This window comes from Dongia sp. (genome assembly GCF_041910485.1).
In the GTDB taxonomy this organism is placed as follows: domain Bacteria; phylum Pseudomonadota; class Alphaproteobacteria; order Dongiales; family Dongiaceae; genus Dongia.
This window is the reverse complement of the sequence record NZ_JAYRQR010000042.1, coordinates 135,620-151,377: the sequence shown is the minus strand read 5'-3', so window position 1 is coordinate 151,377 and position 15,758 is coordinate 135,620. Positions and strand designations below refer to the sequence as shown.

14 protein-coding genes are annotated in these 15,758 nt (G+C 62.7%); 7 read left to right on the top strand and 7 right to left on the bottom strand.

Going from position 1 to position 15,758, the window contains the following annotated elements:
* Positions 1-41: 41 nt before the first annotated feature.
* The 5 genes from ACE3PP_RS13465 (at position 42) to ACE3PP_RS13445 (ending at position 6,177) form a co-directional block, all read left to right on the top strand.
* Positions 42-1,565, top strand: a complete 1,524-nt coding sequence (locus tag ACE3PP_RS13465) for a sugar ABC transporter ATP-binding protein (RefSeq protein ID WP_374383110.1) — start codon at positions 42-44, stop codon at positions 1,563-1,565.
* Positions 1,562-2,560, top strand: coding sequence for an ABC transporter permease (locus ACE3PP_RS13460; protein WP_374383108.1), 999 nt, complete (start codon positions 1,562-1,564; stop codon positions 2,558-2,560). The genes ACE3PP_RS13465 and ACE3PP_RS13460 overlap by 4 nt, the downstream gene beginning before the upstream one ends.
* Complete coding sequence (yjfF, locus tag ACE3PP_RS13455) at positions 2,557-3,537, top strand: galactofuranose ABC transporter, permease protein YjfF (protein ID WP_374383106.1); 981 nt, start codon at positions 2,557-2,559, stop codon at positions 3,535-3,537. The genes ACE3PP_RS13460 and yjfF overlap by 4 nt, the downstream gene beginning before the upstream one ends.
* The gene (locus ACE3PP_RS13450; protein ID WP_374383104.1) at positions 3,537-4,310 is read left to right on the top strand and encodes a FadR/GntR family transcriptional regulator; all 774 of its coding nucleotides are present in this window, start codon (positions 3,537-3,539) and stop codon (positions 4,308-4,310) included. The genes yjfF and ACE3PP_RS13450 overlap by 1 nt, the downstream gene beginning before the upstream one ends.
* Before the next feature lie 94 nt (positions 4,311-4,404).
* Positions 4,405-6,177 (top strand): IlvD/Edd family dehydratase, encoded by a 1,773-nt coding sequence (locus tag ACE3PP_RS13445; RefSeq protein WP_374383102.1) that lies wholly within the window; start codon positions 4,405-4,407, stop codon positions 6,175-6,177.
* Here the strand turns inward: ACE3PP_RS13445 and ACE3PP_RS13440 are convergent.
* The 6 genes from ACE3PP_RS13440 to chvE form a co-directional block, all read right to left on the bottom strand.
* Positions 6,171-6,815: a 2-dehydro-3-deoxy-6-phosphogalactonate aldolase gene (locus ACE3PP_RS13440; RefSeq protein WP_374383100.1), complete on the bottom strand. Its 645-nt coding sequence runs from the start codon at positions 6,813-6,815 to the stop codon at positions 6,171-6,173. The two genes, ACE3PP_RS13445 and ACE3PP_RS13440, sit on opposite strands and share 7 nt — an antisense overlap.
* Positions 6,812-7,741 carry a 2-dehydro-3-deoxygalactonokinase gene (locus tag ACE3PP_RS13435; RefSeq protein WP_374383098.1) on the bottom strand — a complete coding sequence of 310 codons (930 nt, stop codon included), beginning with the start codon at positions 7,739-7,741 and terminating at the stop codon, positions 6,812-6,814. Before ACE3PP_RS13435 ends, ACE3PP_RS13440 begins: the two co-directional genes overlap by 4 nt.
* A complete protein-coding gene (araD1, locus tag ACE3PP_RS13430) occupies positions 7,738-8,736 on the bottom strand; it encodes an AraD1 family protein (protein ID WP_374383096.1) in 999 nt (332 codons plus the stop codon). Before araD1 ends, ACE3PP_RS13435 begins: the two co-directional genes overlap by 4 nt.
* A 13-nt stretch (positions 8,737-8,749) precedes the next feature.
* On the bottom strand, positions 8,750-9,943 hold the full coding sequence (gene mmsB / locus ACE3PP_RS13425) for a multiple monosaccharide ABC transporter permease (protein ID WP_374383094.1): 1,194 nt from the start codon (positions 9,941-9,943) through the stop codon (positions 8,750-8,752).
* 1 nt (position 9,944) lies between these two features.
* Complete coding sequence (gene mmsA / locus ACE3PP_RS13420; RefSeq protein WP_374383092.1) at positions 9,945-11,489, bottom strand: multiple monosaccharide ABC transporter ATP-binding protein; 1,545 nt, start codon at positions 11,487-11,489, stop codon at positions 9,945-9,947.
* A gap of 205 nt (positions 11,490-11,694) precedes the next feature.
* Complete coding sequence (gene chvE, locus ACE3PP_RS13415) at positions 11,695-12,744, bottom strand: multiple monosaccharide ABC transporter substrate-binding protein (RefSeq protein WP_374383152.1); 1,050 nt, start codon at positions 12,742-12,744, stop codon at positions 11,695-11,697.
* Positions 12,745-13,129: 385 nt separating this feature from the next.
* Between chvE and ACE3PP_RS13410 the strand changes: the two genes are divergently transcribed.
* Together ACE3PP_RS13410 and ACE3PP_RS13405 are read left to right on the top strand one after the other, a co-directional pair.
* On the top strand, positions 13,130-13,999 hold the full coding sequence (locus ACE3PP_RS13410; protein WP_374383090.1) for a FadR/GntR family transcriptional regulator: 870 nt from the start codon (positions 13,130-13,132) through the stop codon (positions 13,997-13,999).
* 65 nt (positions 14,000-14,064) lie between these two features.
* Complete coding sequence (locus ACE3PP_RS13405; RefSeq protein ID WP_374383088.1) at positions 14,065-14,838, top strand: SDR family NAD(P)-dependent oxidoreductase; 774 nt, start codon at positions 14,065-14,067, stop codon at positions 14,836-14,838.
* A 15-nt stretch (positions 14,839-14,853) separates the two neighbouring features.
* Here ACE3PP_RS13405 and greB read toward each other — a convergent pair whose 3' ends face one another.
* Complete coding sequence (gene greB, locus ACE3PP_RS13400; RefSeq protein WP_374383086.1) at positions 14,854-15,402, bottom strand: transcription elongation factor GreB; 549 nt, start codon at positions 15,400-15,402, stop codon at positions 14,854-14,856.
* Positions 15,403-15,758 lie beyond the last annotated feature (356 nt).

Below are 15,758 nucleotides of genomic sequence, written 5' to 3'. Positions count from 1 at the left end.
CCATTGCGCCGGCCGCCGGTTCCTGTTGCGACCGGCCCTGCATGACCGACGTTTCTTCCAGCACGCTTCTCGATCTCAGCGGCGTTTCCAAGACCTTCCCCGGTGTGGTGGCACTGGACGGGGTGGATTTCACGCTGCGCGCGGGCGAAGTCCATGCCCTGCTGGGTGAAAACGGCGCCGGCAAATCGACCCTCATCAAGGTGCTGACCGGCATCCATCGGCGCGATGCCGGGACGATCCGTCTCGACGGCGTCGATATCGACGCCCGCAGTTCGGCCGAGGCGCAAGCCCTGGGTATCGGCACGGTCTATCAGGAGGTCAATCTCCTCCCCAATCTTTCGGTCGCCGAAAATCTCTATCTTGGCCGCCAGCCGACCCGCTTCGGTCTGGTCGACCGCCGCCGTTTGCAGCGGGCCGCGCGCGAACTCCTCACCGGCTATGGGCTCGACATCGATGTCGCGGCGGCATTGGGCGATTATTCGGTGGCCGTCCAGCAGCTCGTCGCCATCGCCCGCGCGGTCGATCTCTCGGCCCGCGTCCTCATCCTCGACGAACCGACGGCAAGTCTCGACCGGCAGGAGGTCGACATGCTCTTTGCTGCCGTGCGCGGCCTGAAGGCGCGCGGCATGGGCATCATTTTTGTCACGCATTTCCTCGACCAGGTCTATGAAATCTCGGACCGGATCACGGTGCTGCGCAACGGCCGGCTGGTCGGTGAAAGACTGACGCGCGATCTGCCGCGTCTTGAACTGGTGCGCATGATGCTGGGCAAGGAGCTGGCCGAGGCGGAGCATCTCAGGCCCCTCGGCCATGCCGACAGCGCGCCGCCCAAGGCCGTCTACCGCGCCTTCGGCAAGCAGCGATATCTGGCGCCATTCGATCTCGACATCCGCCCCGGCGAGGTCATCGGCATTGCCGGCCTGTTGGGGTCGGGCCGCACGGAAACAGCCAAGCTCATCTTCGGTATCGAAGCGGCGGATCAGGGTTCGGTCGAAGTGGACGGCAAGTCACTCCGTTTGCGCCAGCCGCGCGATGCCATTGCGGCGGGTTTCGGTTTCTGTCCCGAGGATCGCAAGATCGAAGGCATCGTCGGCGCGCTCTCGGTCCGCGAGAACATCATCCTGGCGCTGCAGGCGCGCCGTGGCTGGCTGAAGCCGCTCACGCATGCCGAACAGGAAAGGATCGCCGATCATTTCGTCCGGGCGCTCGACATCCGCACCACCGACATCGAAAAGCCCATTCAGCTTCTCTCCGGCGGCAACCAGCAGAAGGCGCTGCTCGCGCGCTGGCTGGCGACCGAACCCACGATCCTCATCCTCGACGAACCGACGCGCGGCATCGATGTGGGTGCCCACGCCGAAATCATCCGGCTCATCCGCGATCTGTGCGGCAAGGGCATGGCGCTCGTCGTCATCTCCTCCGAACTTGACGAGATCGTCGCCTACAGCGACCGCGTCGCCGTTCTGGTCGATCGCAGCCATGTCGGCATGCTGGAACGGGCCGAGGTCAGCGTCGCCAACATTCTGGCGCGGATCGCCCACGACAAAGTGGGGGTGGCACCATGAACGGTATCGCCCGGCATCTGCGCGCCGCCGCGCCGCAACTGGCGGCCCTTGCCATCGTGCTTCTGGCCGACTGGGCGGTCTTTCCCGACTTCTTCTCCATCCGGATCCAGGATGGGCGCCTCTTCGGCAGCCTTGTCGATGTCTTCAATCGTGGCGCGCCGGTGGCGCTTCTGGCCATCGGCATGACGCTGGTCATCGCCACCAAGGGCATCGATCTCTCCGTGGGGGCGATCATGGCCATTGCCGGTGCCGTCGCCGCGACTCTGGTCAATGCCGGTCATTCCGCCGAGATGGCGCTTCTTGCGGCCCTGGCGACGGGCCTTGCCTGCGGTATCTGGAACGGGTTGCTGGTGGCGCTGCTCGATATCCAGCCGATCATCGCGACGCTGATCCTGATGGTGGCGGGGCGCGGCATCGCCCAGCTCATCACCGAGGGGCAGATCGTCACCTTCGTCGATCCGGCGCTCATCGCGCTGGGGTCGGGCAGTTTTCTCGGCCTGCCGATGCCGGTCGTCATCACCTGCGTGGCGCTCGCTGTCACCGTGGCGCTGTTTCGCCTCACCGCCCTTGGCCTCCTGGTTGAAGCGGTGGGCATCAACCGCCGGGCCAGTGTCTATGCGGGCGTGCGCGCACCCTTCCTGCTGTTCGTTGCCTATGCCTGGTGCGGGCTTCTGGCGGCGATGGCGGGAATCATCGCCGCTGCCGACATCAAAGGCGCCGACGCCAACAATGCCGGCCTGTGGCTGGAACTCGATGCCATCCTGGCGGTGGTGATCGGCGGCACCTCGCTCTTCGGCGGCCGCTTCCGCCTCGTCATGTCCTTTGTCGGCGCGCTCATCATCCAGGCGATGAATACCGGTATCCTGCTGTCGGGCTTCAAGCCGGAATTCAACCTCATCGTCAAGGCGCTGGTGATTCTTGCCATCCTGATCATGCAATCGGGTGCCTTGGCTGGCGCCTTCGACCGGCTGAGCCTCATGAAGGTGCGGCGATGAACCGGCGTCATCTGCCCCTCATCGCGACGATCCTCGTCTTCCTGCTGGTCTATGCGCTCTGTACCGCGCAATACCCGAAGATGCTGTCGTTCCGGGTGGTCGGCAATCTGCTCACCGACAATGCCTTTCTCGGCATCGTCGCCGTTGGCATGACTTTCGTCATCATATCGGGCGGCATCGATCTGTCGGTGGGTGCCGTCATCGCTTTCGCCACCGTGTTCCTGGCCATCGCCATCGGCAGCTGGGGTATGCCGCCGCTGCTCGCCTTCGGACTCGTCATCCTCATTGCCGTCCTGTTCGGGGCGGCGATGGGGGCGGTGATTCATTTCCTGAAGACGCCGCCTTTCATCGTGACGTTGGCCGGCATGTTCCTGGCGCGCGGGGCCTGCTTCTTGCTGACGACCGATTCTATTCCCGTGGATCACGAAATTTATACGGCACTCAACAGCTTCTACGTGAAGCTGCCGCATGGCGGGCGTTTGTCATTCATTGCCATGATCATGCTGGGCGTGGTCGCGGCGGGCATCGTGCTGCTGCACTTCACGCGCTTCGGAGCAAATGTCTTCGCTTTGGGCGGAAACTCGCTGGCGGCGCAGATGATGGGCGTTCGCAGCGGCCGCAGCACGATTCTGGTCTATGCCCTGTCGGCCGGCCTCTCTGGTCTTGCGGGCATTGTCTTCTCGCTCTACACCTCGGCCGGCTATTCCCTGGCGGCCATCGGCGTCGAGCTCGACACGATCGCCGCCGTGGTCATCGGTGGCACCTTGCTGTCAGGCGGCCAGGGATTCGTGCTCGGTACCTTCGTCGGTGTGCTCATTCAGGGGCTGATCCAGACCTACATCACCTTCGATGGAACGCTCTCCAGCTGGTGGACCAAAATTGTGGTCGGCCTGCTCTTGTTCGCCTTCATCCTGCTGCATAGAATTCTGGTTTATCTGTCGGCACGCCGTGCTGCAGGTGCGAGGGGGAGCAAGTGATGATTGTGGCGCCGAACAAACACCGATCGATCCGCGCGAGTGCGACGCGGATGGGCGGTGCCCGCATGGGTCAGGAACAGATTGTGCGGGCGATGGGCACGGCGATTCTGCGCGGCGATTACCCGGAAGGTGGCTTGCTGCCCGCCGAAGGCGATCTGATGGCCCAGTTCGGTATATCGCGCACCGTGCTGCGCGAAGTGATGAAGACGTTGGCGGCCAAGGGGCTCGTGGTGTCGAAGACGCGCGTCGGCACAAAGGTGCGCGCGCAGGTCGATTGGAACATGTTCGATACCGATCTCCTTGGCTGGCGTCTCGATCTCGGCATGGACATCCGCTTTCTCAACAGCCTCTACGAGATCCGCTTGGCTGTGGAACCCGCCGCAACGGCGCTGGCGGCCTTGCGCCGGAGCGAGGAATCGCTTGCCCGCATGCGCGCTCTTATCGACGAGTTCCGCCAGCCCGGCCATACGCGCTTGAGCTTCGCTGAAATCGACCTGGCGCTGCATCTCGAAATCGCCGCTGCTTCCGGCAATCCCTTCATGCGCGCGATCGGCGCCATCATCGAAGCGGCGCTGATGGCAACCTTTGTCGACAGCGCCCCTGTGGCCGACCAAGATCGGCTGCACCATTCGACCGAGGATCATGCCGAGATCGTCGAAGCCATCGCTGCCGGCGATGCAACGCGTGCCGCCCAGGCGATGACCCAGGTCATCGAAGACGGGCGGCGCAACCGGACCAAGCTGCTGGGCCAAGCCCAGCCGGCGCATAACTGATTTTGCAAGCTTCAAGGAGTAGCATCTGATGCCATCCAGAGATCACACCACAGGGCAGGGACATTTGCCCCCCAGTTCAGGCGATGGCCGCAAGATGCGCTCCCGTGCCTGGTTCGACAATCCCGAGAATGCCGACATGACGGCGCTCTATCTCGAGCGCTATCTGAATTACGGCTTCACGCGTGAGGAACTGCAGTCGGGCAAGCCGATCATCGGCATTGCCCAGACCGGCTCCGACCTCTCGCCCTGCAACCGTCATCATCTGGTGCTGGCCGAGCGTTTGCGCGACGGCATCCGCACGGCGGGCGGCATTGCCATCGAATTTCCGGTGCATCCGATCCAGGAAACCGGCAAGCGGCCGACCGCTTCGCTCGACAGGAACCTTGCCTATCTCGGTCTCGTCGAAGTCCTCTATGGCTATCCGCTCGACGGTGTCGTGCTCACCATCGGCTGCGACAAGACGACACCGGCCTGTCTGATGGCCGCTGCCACCGTGAATCTGCCGGCGATCGCCCTCTCCGTCGGCCCCATGCTCAATGGCTGGTACAAGGGCGAACGCACCGGGTCGGGCACCATCGTCTGGAAGGCGCGCCAGTTGCTCGCCGCGGGCGAGATCGACTATCAGGGCTTCATCGAACTGGTGGCCTCGTCGGCCCCTTCGACCGGCTATTGCAACACGATGGGCACGGCGACGACGATGAACTCGCTCGCTGAAGCGCTCGGCATGCAGCTCCCGGGGTCGGCCGCCATTCCGGCCCCCTATCGCGAACGCCAGCAGATGGCTTACGAGACGGGGAAGCGGATCGTCGAAATGGTGCGCGAGGATCTGAAGCCCTCCGACATTCTCACCAAGAAGGCTTTCCGCAACGCCATCCGCGTCAATTCGGCGATCGGCGGCTCGACCAACGCCCCCATCCACATCAACGCCATCGCCAAGCATATGGGCGTCGAGGTGACGATGCAGGATTGGCAGGATCTGGGGCGCGATATTCCGCTGCTCGTCAACCTGCAGCCCGCCGGCGAATATCTGGGCGAGGATTATCACCATGCCGGCGGCGTGCCTGCCGTGGTGAAGCAGTTGATGAACGAAGGTCTCATCGACGAGGACGCGCTCACCGTCAACGGCCGGACCATCGGCGACAATTGCCGCAATGCCACCATCGAGGACGACAAGGTCATCAAGACCTTCAAGAATCCGATGGTCGACAAGGCCGGTTTCGTTGTCTTGAAGGGTAACATCTTTGACAGCGCTATCATGAAGATCAGCGTGATCTCGAAGGAATTCCGCGACCGCTATCTGTCCGACGCCAAGGACAAGAACGCCTTCGTCGGCACGGCCATCGTGTTCGACGGGCCGGAAGATTACCACCACCGCATCGACGATCCGGCTCTCGCCATCGACGCGCATTCGGTGCTGGTCATTCGCGGCGTGGGCCCCGTCGGCTATCCGGGTGCGGCCGAGGTCGTGAACATGCGCCCGCCCGCTTATCTCATCAAACAGGGCATCTCATCGCTGCCTTGCATCGGCGACGGGCGCCAGTCCGGCACGTCGGGCTCGCCCTCGATCCTCAATGCGGCGCCCGAAGCGGCGGTCGGCGGCGGTCTCGCCATCCTGAAGAGCGGCGACAAGATCCGCGTCGACCTCAATACGGGCGAGGTTAACATGCTGGTCGATCCGGCCGAACTGCAGGCGCGCCGCGAGGCGCTGAAGAAAGCGGGCGGCTACAAATACCCCGAGCATCAGACGCCGTGGCAGGAGATCCAGCGCGGGATCGTCGATCAGCTCAACGAAGGCATGGTGCTGAAACCGGCGGTGAAGTACCAGCGCATCGCCCAGGAAAAGGGCCTGCCGCGCGACAATCACTGAATGGGGAGTGAGGCCGACGCTTGTTTGAAGGCGTCGGCCAATGCCTTGGCGGCCACGGCCATATCTTCCATCCTCATGCCGGGCTTGTAGACGGATGTGCCGATGCCGAACCCATCGGCACCGGCCTTGAGATAGGCGCCAATATTCCCGGGACTGACCCCGCCCACGGGCAGCAGCAATGTCTGCGGCGGCAGCACCGCACGCCAGGCCTTGACCGCGGGCGGCGGCAGCAATTCGCCCGGAAACATCTTCAAGGCATCGGCGCCAGCCTCGAGTGCCGCGAAGGCCTCGGTCGGTGTTGCGACACCGGGTGCCGTCAGAAGGCCGCGTGCCTTGGCGGCCCGGATGACATCGGGTGCGCAATTGGGCGCCACCATCAGGCGGGCGCCCGCATCGGCGATCGCATTGACTTCATAGACCGTCAGTACCGTCCCGGCGCCAATCAGCAGCCGCTCGCCGCCGCGCTTTACCATGCGCCGCAGGGTTTCCAGTGCTTCGGGTGAATTGAGCGGCACCTCGATCACGCGCCAGCCGGCAGTCCCCAGCGTATCGACGGCGCCTTCCGCATCCTTCGGCGTAATGCCGCGCAGAATGGCGATGAGCGGCAAGGGGTTGAGCCAGGGGCGAAGGTCATTCATCTCAAATCTCCAAGCCCAGCGGCCCGTGCGATGGAGAACAAGGCCGGGGGCAGAATGTCATCGCTTTCCAGCCGTTCCAACGGGATACCGGCAATGCGGGCGGCGCGGTCATAGGTTTCGAGTAGCTTCGCCGAGCCGATCGCCGTCACCGTCTCATGGCCTTTGAGCCAGGAGAGCGCATCCTTCATCTCGGCACCGATCAGGAGCCCCGAAAGATAGCTCGGCGCCTCATCCGGGGTGAGGCGCCCGAACAGCGACAGGCTGCGCACGGTGAAGAGAAGATGCGTGATGCCGGGCGAATCGCCAGCAAAGGCAGCGGTGAAGCCGCGATCGAACGCATCGCCGTCGAACAAATCCGGCGCATCGGCGGGCGGCATCAGCTGGGCAAGGCTGCTGCCCTTGCGGAGTTGGGCGAACAACTCGCCGGTCATGTAGGTGCGGAAGTCGGTGAGCACCCCCGCCTCGAGCCGCGCCCATTTGGCGTGGGTCCCGGGCAGGAGGAAGATGCCGTCGCGCTTCCCCTGGGTGAGGAGGGCGCCCAGCATCTGGCATTCCTCACCGCGCATCACATCGGCGCCGGCCGCATCAAAACGGGCGATTCCGGGTACGATATAGGGCGTTTCCGGTAGGGAATCGGATGTCGTTTTCAGACCATTTCCGAGCTCGGCGAGGGAAACGGGGGCGTTGAGGTAGGGGACCTCGACCCAGCCCAGGCGGCTCCCCACCATCCCGCACATGATGATCGGCGCCCCCTCATCCATCCAGTCTCCCAGCAGGGTCTGGAGCGAGGCGGCGAATGCCCGGTCCTTGATCGCCAGCAGCCCCTGATCGTCGGCGCGTCTGGCGATGACACGGCCGGCGCCATCCAGCGCCCAGGCGCGCCGGTTGCTGGTGCCCCAATCGACGGCGATGCAGCGAATTGTCAAAGCGTCTTCACGCCGCCCAGCCGGAACTCGTCATTGGCACGGGCGCCGAGCGGGTTGCGCAAGGCGGCGCCGAAGACCGGTGCCTCGATCTCGAACACATCGCCGGCTTGCGTCACGATGCCATCGCCGACCGAGAGGGTGGCGGTGCCGAAGAAATGGATGTGGAGATCGCCGGGTCGGCGGAACTGGCGGTATTTGAAATGGTGGTATTCGAGATTGCCGATCGTGTGCGACATGTTCTTCTCGCCGCTGACGAAGGCTTTCTTCCACAGCAACTTGCCGTCGCGGAAGATGCGGCTTTCGCCCTCGACATGGTCGGGGAGATCGCCCACCAGCAGTTCCGGCCCGATGGCGCAGGCCCGGAGCTTGGAATGGGCGAGATAGAGGTAGTTCTGCCGTTCCATCACATGATCGGAATATTCATTGCCGATGGCAAAGCCGAGGCGCCAGGGCTCGCCATTGGGAGCGATGAGATAGATGCCGGCCACTTCCGGTTCCTCGCCGCCATCAAGCGCGAAGGCGGGAAGATCGAGCGCACCGCCGGGGCGCACGACGCAGTCACCGTCGCCCTTGTAGAACCATTCCGGTTGCACGCCGGGCTTGTCGCCGGTGGGCTTGCCGCCTTCCAGCCCCATCTTGAACATCTTCATGGAATCGGTGAGGGCCTCGACGTCGCCGGCGACCTTCTGGTGCATCTTGTCGCGCGTGTCGGCCGAGCCGAGATGGGTGAGGCCCGTCCCCGTCACCAGGCAATGCGCGGGATCGGGATGATCGACGGGGGCGAGTACGCTGTTGCTGGCGAGGAGCTCGGCATAGTCGAGCGCATCGCCGGACCCACGCCCCTCGATATCCTTGGCAAGGCTCTTCAAATTGCCGACCAGGGCCGATTGGGCGATGTCGAGGATACTGGCGGCACCCGGCACGGTGATCGCCTGCGCACCTTCGATGCGGGCAACGCCGCGCTGGCCGTTCTTGCTGAACTGGATAAGACGCATGATCTGACTTTCCTCAGGATTTCTTCTTGCAATAGACGTCGATGCAGACGGCGGCGAGGAGCACCAGCCCCTTGATGACCTGCTGCAGGTCGATGCCGATGCCGAGGATCGACATGCCGTTGTTCATGACGCCCATGATGAAGGCACCGATGACGGCGCCGATGATCTTGCCGACACCGCCCGAGGCCGAAGCGCCGCCGATGAAGACGGCGGCGATGACGTCGAGCTCAAAGCCGAGGCCGGCCTTGGGCGTCGCCGTGTTGAGGCGCGCGGCGAAGATGAGGCCCGCGAGACCGGCGAGGACACCCATATTGGTGAAGGTGAGGAAGGTGAGACGTTCGGTGCGGATGCCGGAAAGCCGCGCCGCCTTCTCGTTGCCGCCCAGCGCATAGATACGCCGGCCGATCGTCGTCGAGGAGGTGACGAAGGCATAGAGCACGATGAGGGCGAACATGACGATGAGCACGTTCGGCAGACCCTTATAGGAGGCGAGGAGATAGGAGAAGAGCACGAAGCCGGCGGCGACAAGGATGTTGCGGCCGATGAAGAACAGGGTCGGCTCTTCAGCTGTGCCGTGCTTCGACTGGTTCTGCCGGTCGCGGACGTTGAAATAGATCACCAAGGCCGTAACGATGATGCCGATCAGCAGCGAGGCGGTATTGAAGCCGTCTGGGGCGAAGCTCGGCAGGAAGCCGGAACTGAGCAGCTGGAATTCCTTGGGGAAGGGGCCGACCGACTGGCCGTGGAGGATATAGAGCGCCAGACCCTTGAAGACGAGCATGCCCGCGAGCGTCACGATGAAGGACGGGATCTTCAGATAGGCGATGAAATAGCCCTGACCCGCGCCGATCGCCCCCGCCAAGGCGAGACAGAGAATCGCGGTGATGAGGAAATGGACGTGGAACTGCACCATCAGCACGGCCGCGACGGCGCCGATGAAGCCCACAACCGATCCCACCGAGAGGTCGATATGGCCGGCGACGATCACCAGCAGCATGCCCAGCGCCATGATGACGATGTAGCTGTTCTGCAGGATGAGGTTGGTGAGGTTGACCGGCTTGAACAGGATGCCGCCGGTCGCGACCTGAAAGAACACCATGATCAGGATCAGCGACAGCAGCATGCCGTATTCGCGGATGTTGCTTTTGATGAAGCGCGACAGGCTGGTCGTCGCATGCATCTCGTCGGTGGCGCTTGCTTGGCTCATCTCAATCTTCCCATGACTTCATGATGGCGCGCATGATCTTCTCCTGCGACGCCTCCTTGGCCGGCATTTCGCCCACCATGCGACCTTCGTTCATCACATAGATACGGTCCGAGATGCCGAGGAGTTCCGGCATTTCCGAGGAAATGACGATGACGCCCTTGCCGGCATCGGCGAGGCTGTTGATGATCGAATAGATTTCGTATTTGGCGCCCACGTCGATGCCGCGGGTCGGCTCGTCGAGGATCAGGATTTCGGGCTCGGTGAAGAGCCATTTGCTCAGCACCACTTTCTGCTGGTTGCCGCCGGAGAGATTGACGGTCTGCTGGAAGACGCTGGAGCAGCGGATGTTGAGATCTTTCCTGAACTTGTTGGCGATGGCGAGTTCCTTGCCATCGTCGATGACGGCGTTCCTGGCAACGCCGTTGAGGTTGGCCAGCGTCACGTTGCGCTTGATGTCGTCGATGAGGACCAGGCCGTAATTCTTGCGGTCCTCTGTCACATAGGCGATGCCGTTATCCATCGCCTTCTGGATGGTGCTGACATCGACCGTCTTGCCGTGAAGCTTCACCTCGCCGCTGATATTCTGCCCGTAGGCCCTGCCGAAGATGCTCATGGCAAGCTCGGTGCGGCCGGCGCCCATCAGGCCGGCGATGCCCACGACTTCGCCCTTTTTCACATGGATGTCGACGCCCTTGATCTTTTCCTTGTCGGCGTGGACGGCGTCGAAGACGCGCCAGTTCTTCACCTCGAAGATCGGCTCGCCGATATTGGGGGTCCGTTTCGGATAGCGGTCTTTGAGCTCACGGCCGACCATCGCGCGGATGATGCGATCCTCGCTGATCGCCTCGTTCTGGCAATCCAGGTGATCGACCGTGGTGCCGTCACGCAGGACCGTGATGCGGTCGGCGACCTTCAGGATTTCGTTGAGCTTGTGGGAAATGAGAATTGAGGTGATGCCCTGGCGGCGGAATTCCATCAGCAGGTTGAGGAGGGCGTCGCTGTCACTTTCATTGAGGCTCGCCGTCGGCTCGTCGAGGATGAGGAGCTTCACTTCCTTCGACAGCGCCTTGGCGATTTCCACCAGCTGCTGCTTGCCGACACCCAGATTGGTGATGAGGGTGTTGGGGCTTTCCTTGAGGCCGACCTTTTCCAGCAGCGCCTTGGTGCGCGCGAAGGATTCGCCCCAATTGATGATGCCGTTCTTGGCGGGTTCGTTGCCGAGGAAGATGTTTTCGGCAATGGAGAGGAGCGGCACCAGCGCCAGCTCCTGATGGATGATGATGATGCCGAGCTTTTCGCTGTCGGCGATGTCGCGGAAGCGGCGCTCCTCGCCCTTGAAGTGGATCTCGCCGGAATAGCTGCCGTGCGGATAGACACCGGACAGCACCTTCATCAAGGTCGATTTGCCGGCCCCGTTCTCGCCGACGATGGCGTGGATCTCGCCTTCCCGCACCGTCAGGTTGACATTGTCGAGCGCGTTCACGCCGGGAAAGGTTTTGACGATCCCCCGCATTTCCAGAATGGGCATCGCGAGCGTGATATCCATGACGCATCCTCAAACTCGCCCCGGATGTCGATCAGATTGCAGGAAAGCGGCAATCCGGGGAACAAAAAAAGCCGGCCAAGATGCTGGTCGGCCTTCGCAATTTTCCGGGACAAAAGCCCGGCTTCTTATCCGAAAGCCAGATTCGCAGATATGGAACGGGCCCCGCGTCTCAGAAACGCGGGGCCCGTCTCGACCGGCGAACCGGTTATTGGGTGATCTGATCCTTGGTGTAATAGCCGCTGCCGACCAGGATTTCTTCCCAGTTCTTGGCATCGACCGCCACGGGCTTCAGCAGATAGGCCGGAACGACCTTGACGCCGTTGTCATAGGTCTTGGTGTCGTTGACTTCCGGTTCCTTGCCGCTGGCCATCGCGTCCACCATGTTCGCGGTCACTTTGGCAAGCTCGCGGGTGTCCTTGAAGATGGTCGAATATTGTTCGCCGGCGATGATCGACTTCACCGACGGAACCTCGGCATCCTGGCCGGAAACGAACGGCATCTTCATGTCGCCGCTGCCATAGCCCACACCCTTGAGCGAGGAGAGGATGCCGATCGAAAGGCCGTCATAGGGCGAGAGCACCGCATCGACGCGCTTGTCGGTGTAGTAGGCGGAGAGCAGGTTGTCCATGCGGGCCTGAGCGACCGCGCCGTCCCAGCGCAGCGTGCCGACCTTGTCCATGCCCATCTGCCCCGACTGCACGACCAGCTTGCCGCTGTCGATATAGGGCTGCAGGACCGACATGGCGCCGTTGTAGAAGAAGAAGGCGTTGTTGTCGTCCGGCGAACCGCCGAACAGTTCGATGTTGAACGGGCCCTTGCCGTCGTTCAGGCCCAGCGCGTCGGTCAGCGTCGTCGCCTGCAGCACGCCCACCTGGAAATTGTCGAAAGTGGCGTAGTAATCGACATTGGCGGATTCACGGATCAGGCGGTCATAGGCGATGACCTTGATGCCCGCATCGTGCGCCTTTTGCAGAATGTCGGAGAGCGTCGTGCCGTCGATCGCGGCGATGACCAGGACTTTGACGCCCTTGGTCACCATGTTCTCGATCTGGGCGAGCTGGTTGGGGATATCGTCATCGGCATATTGCAGATCGGTCGAATAGCCCTTTTCGGTGAACACTTTCACCATGTTGTCGCCGTCGGCGATCCAGCGCGCGGAGGATTTGGTCGGCATCGAGATGCCGATGAGGCCCTTGTCCTCGGCAAAGCTTTGCGTCGTCAGCGCAAAGAGGCCGAGCGCTGCTGCTGCCAGCATCGTCTTGAATGATTTCACTTGCTTCCTCCCAAAAAGGTTATCGATCGGTTTGCGTTGTGCGGCCGCGATCTCGGCCGGTTTCTCCGAAGAGACAGAGAAACGGTGAAAAGGTTCCGGGAGGTTTGGTGGCAGATGGGGCGGGCATCCGCATCGGGATTGCCGCCGATCATTCCCGCTCCTCCCAGAGCGATGTGCCGACGGTTTATTCCGCCGGTTATTATGCCTTGGCTTTTATCATACAAAATATCACGCTTCAATTGTCGTTTGTATGATAAATAGGGGCAACGGAACCGGTGACGAAAGCCTGAGGGGTTTTACCTCAGCGCTTGAGTTGCGCGTCCTGAAGAGGCAAAAAGCCCGATAAAATTTGGGGAGAAACGACCTGATGAAGGCGAAGAAGAGCGGGCACGGCCCAACTGCAGGTCGGCCTGAGAAAATGGTCGCGCCGCAACTGGGCGGCAAGGGCCGGTCGGTAGCCAAACCGACACGCGCCGTCCGCGGCAGTCTGCATCATTCGGTGGCGCAGGATATCGGCGCGCGGATCCTGAGCGGCGAATTCGCGCCGGGCACCTTGCTGCCCAATGAAGCGGAATGGTGCGCCACCTTCGGCGTCAGCCGCACCGCCGTGCGTGAGGCGATCAAGATGCTGATGGCCAAGGGCCTGATCCTGTCGCGCCCCAAGATCGGTTCGCGCGTGCAACCGCGCGCCGCCTGGAACCTGCTCGACCGCGATGTGCTGGCCTGGTATTGCGCGGCGGCCAACCCGACCCATTTCCTGGCGCACATGCAGCAGGTCCGCGAGATCCTGGAGCCCGAAACGGCGGCCCTGGCGGCAGCCAATCGGACGGATGCGCAGATGGAAGAGATCGAAGCGGCCTATGTCGCCATGAGTCAGGCGAAGACCCTCGCCGCCTGGAATGCGGCGGATGTGGAGTTCCATCAGGCGGTGCTGCTGGCCGCCGGCAATGAATTGCTGGTGCCGCTGGGGCTGGTGATCGAATCGGCGCTGGGCAACATGTTCAACTATACGGCCAGCCAGCGCGGCGATATCGGCCGCACCTTGCCCGGCCATGAGCGTATCCTGTCGGCGATCCGCGGGAAGAAGCCGAATGCGGCGCGGCTGGCGGCGCGGGACCTGCTGCGCGATACCGCCATCGTGGTGACGCAGGTGATCAGTGCAGATACGCGCCGGGCAGAAACGCGCCGGGCGGATACGCGACGGGTGGAAAAACCGCGCCGGCGCGCGCGGGGCTAGAACGCGATAGCGCACGGCATCAACAATCAGACCAAATCATTCAACACGAGACAACAGGTGTATTCATGGATCTTTCCAACCTTGCCCGCTACCCGTCCCTGAAGGACAAGGTGGTCTTTATCACCGGCGGCGGCACCGGCATCGGTGCCGCCATCGTCGAATCCTTCGTCGATCAGGGAAGCCGCGTCGCCTTCGTCGATATCGATGTCGCCGGCAGCAGCAAGCTGGTCGATGCGCTGCAGGCGCAATATGGCCGCAAGCCCTTGTTCATTCCCTGCGACCTCAAGGATATCGGTGCCCTGCGCGAAGCGGTGGGGCAGGTGACGCGCGAGCTTGGCGATGTCGACGTGCTGGTCAACAATGCCGCCAACGATACGCGCCACAAATGGCAGGACGTGACGCCGGAATATTGGGACGAGCGGCAGGCCATCAACATCCGGCCGATGTTCTTTGCCATCCAGGCCGTGGCGCCGCGCATGGTGGAGCGCCGCGCGGGCTCGATCATCAATCTGGGCTCGGTCAGCTGGAAGAACGCCAATGGCGGCATGCCTGCCTATACGACGGCGAAGTCGGCGGTCAACGGCCTGACGCGCGGTATGGCGCGCGACCTCGGCCAGCACCATATCCGCGTCAACACCGTCGTTCCCGGCTGGGTGATGACCGAGCGGCAGCTGAACCTGTGGGTCGATGCCAAGGGCGAGCGGGAGATGGACGAACGGCAATGCCTGGCCGGCCGCGTCAAGCCGATCGATATCGCCCGCATGGTGCTCTATCTCGGCTCGGACGATGCGAAGATGTGCAGTGCCCAGGAATTCGTGGTCGATGCCGGCTGGGCTTGAAGCGCGTGCGATCGATCAAGCCGGATAGCTGATCGACAGGATTTCCAACGTCTCCGGACCCGCTGGCGTGCGCAGGGTGACAAGGTCGCCGATGGCGGCCTTCATCAGCGCGCGCGCCACGGGCGAGACCCAACTGATATGGTTCTTTTCGGCATCGATCTCGTCGATGCCGACGATGGTCACCGTGACCTCGCTGTCATCCTCACGCGCATAGGTGACGGTGGCGCCGAAATAGACGCGGTCGCGCCGCGTCTGCTTGGCCGGGTCGACCGCCTCGGCCGCCGCCATGCGCTTGTCGAGGAAGCGCAGCCGCCGGTCGATCTCGCGCAGGCGGCGCTTGCCGTAGATATAGTCGCCATTCTCGGACCGGTCGCCATTGCCGGCCGCCCATTCCACGACGCGCACGATCTCGGGCCGTTCGACACGCCACAGATGGCGCCGCTCATCCTGCAGGCGCTGCAGGCCGGCCGGGGTGATGTAGTTCTTGGATCCTGCCGGGATCGGCTGGGTGTCCTCGTCCGCATCGCCGTCGTTCTGAAAGCTGAGATCGTCAGCCGCCGCCATTTACCTCTCCCTCGATCGATCCGGACGCCTGCCGGACCCTGTTGGGTCGGGGCCATTTCGCGGCGGATCGGCGCGGCTCGTCTAGCCCAAATGGACGGCGCACCCAAGGGGCGATCGGCAACTATTTTATTCCGCGCAGCCGCGGAAGCCGCCCCACGGCGGTGGAAGGACTACAGTCTTATTTCCTGACAGGGATTCAGACGCTTCATCTGGGATCGATACAAGGAAATGTGCGATCAGATACATTATCGTATGATGTGACATGGTCTGAAACATCCGATTTTTCCCTACCAAACGCAACTTTAGGTCGATCGGGAAAGTCACCCTAAAAGAATAGTAAAAAACACACACTATTT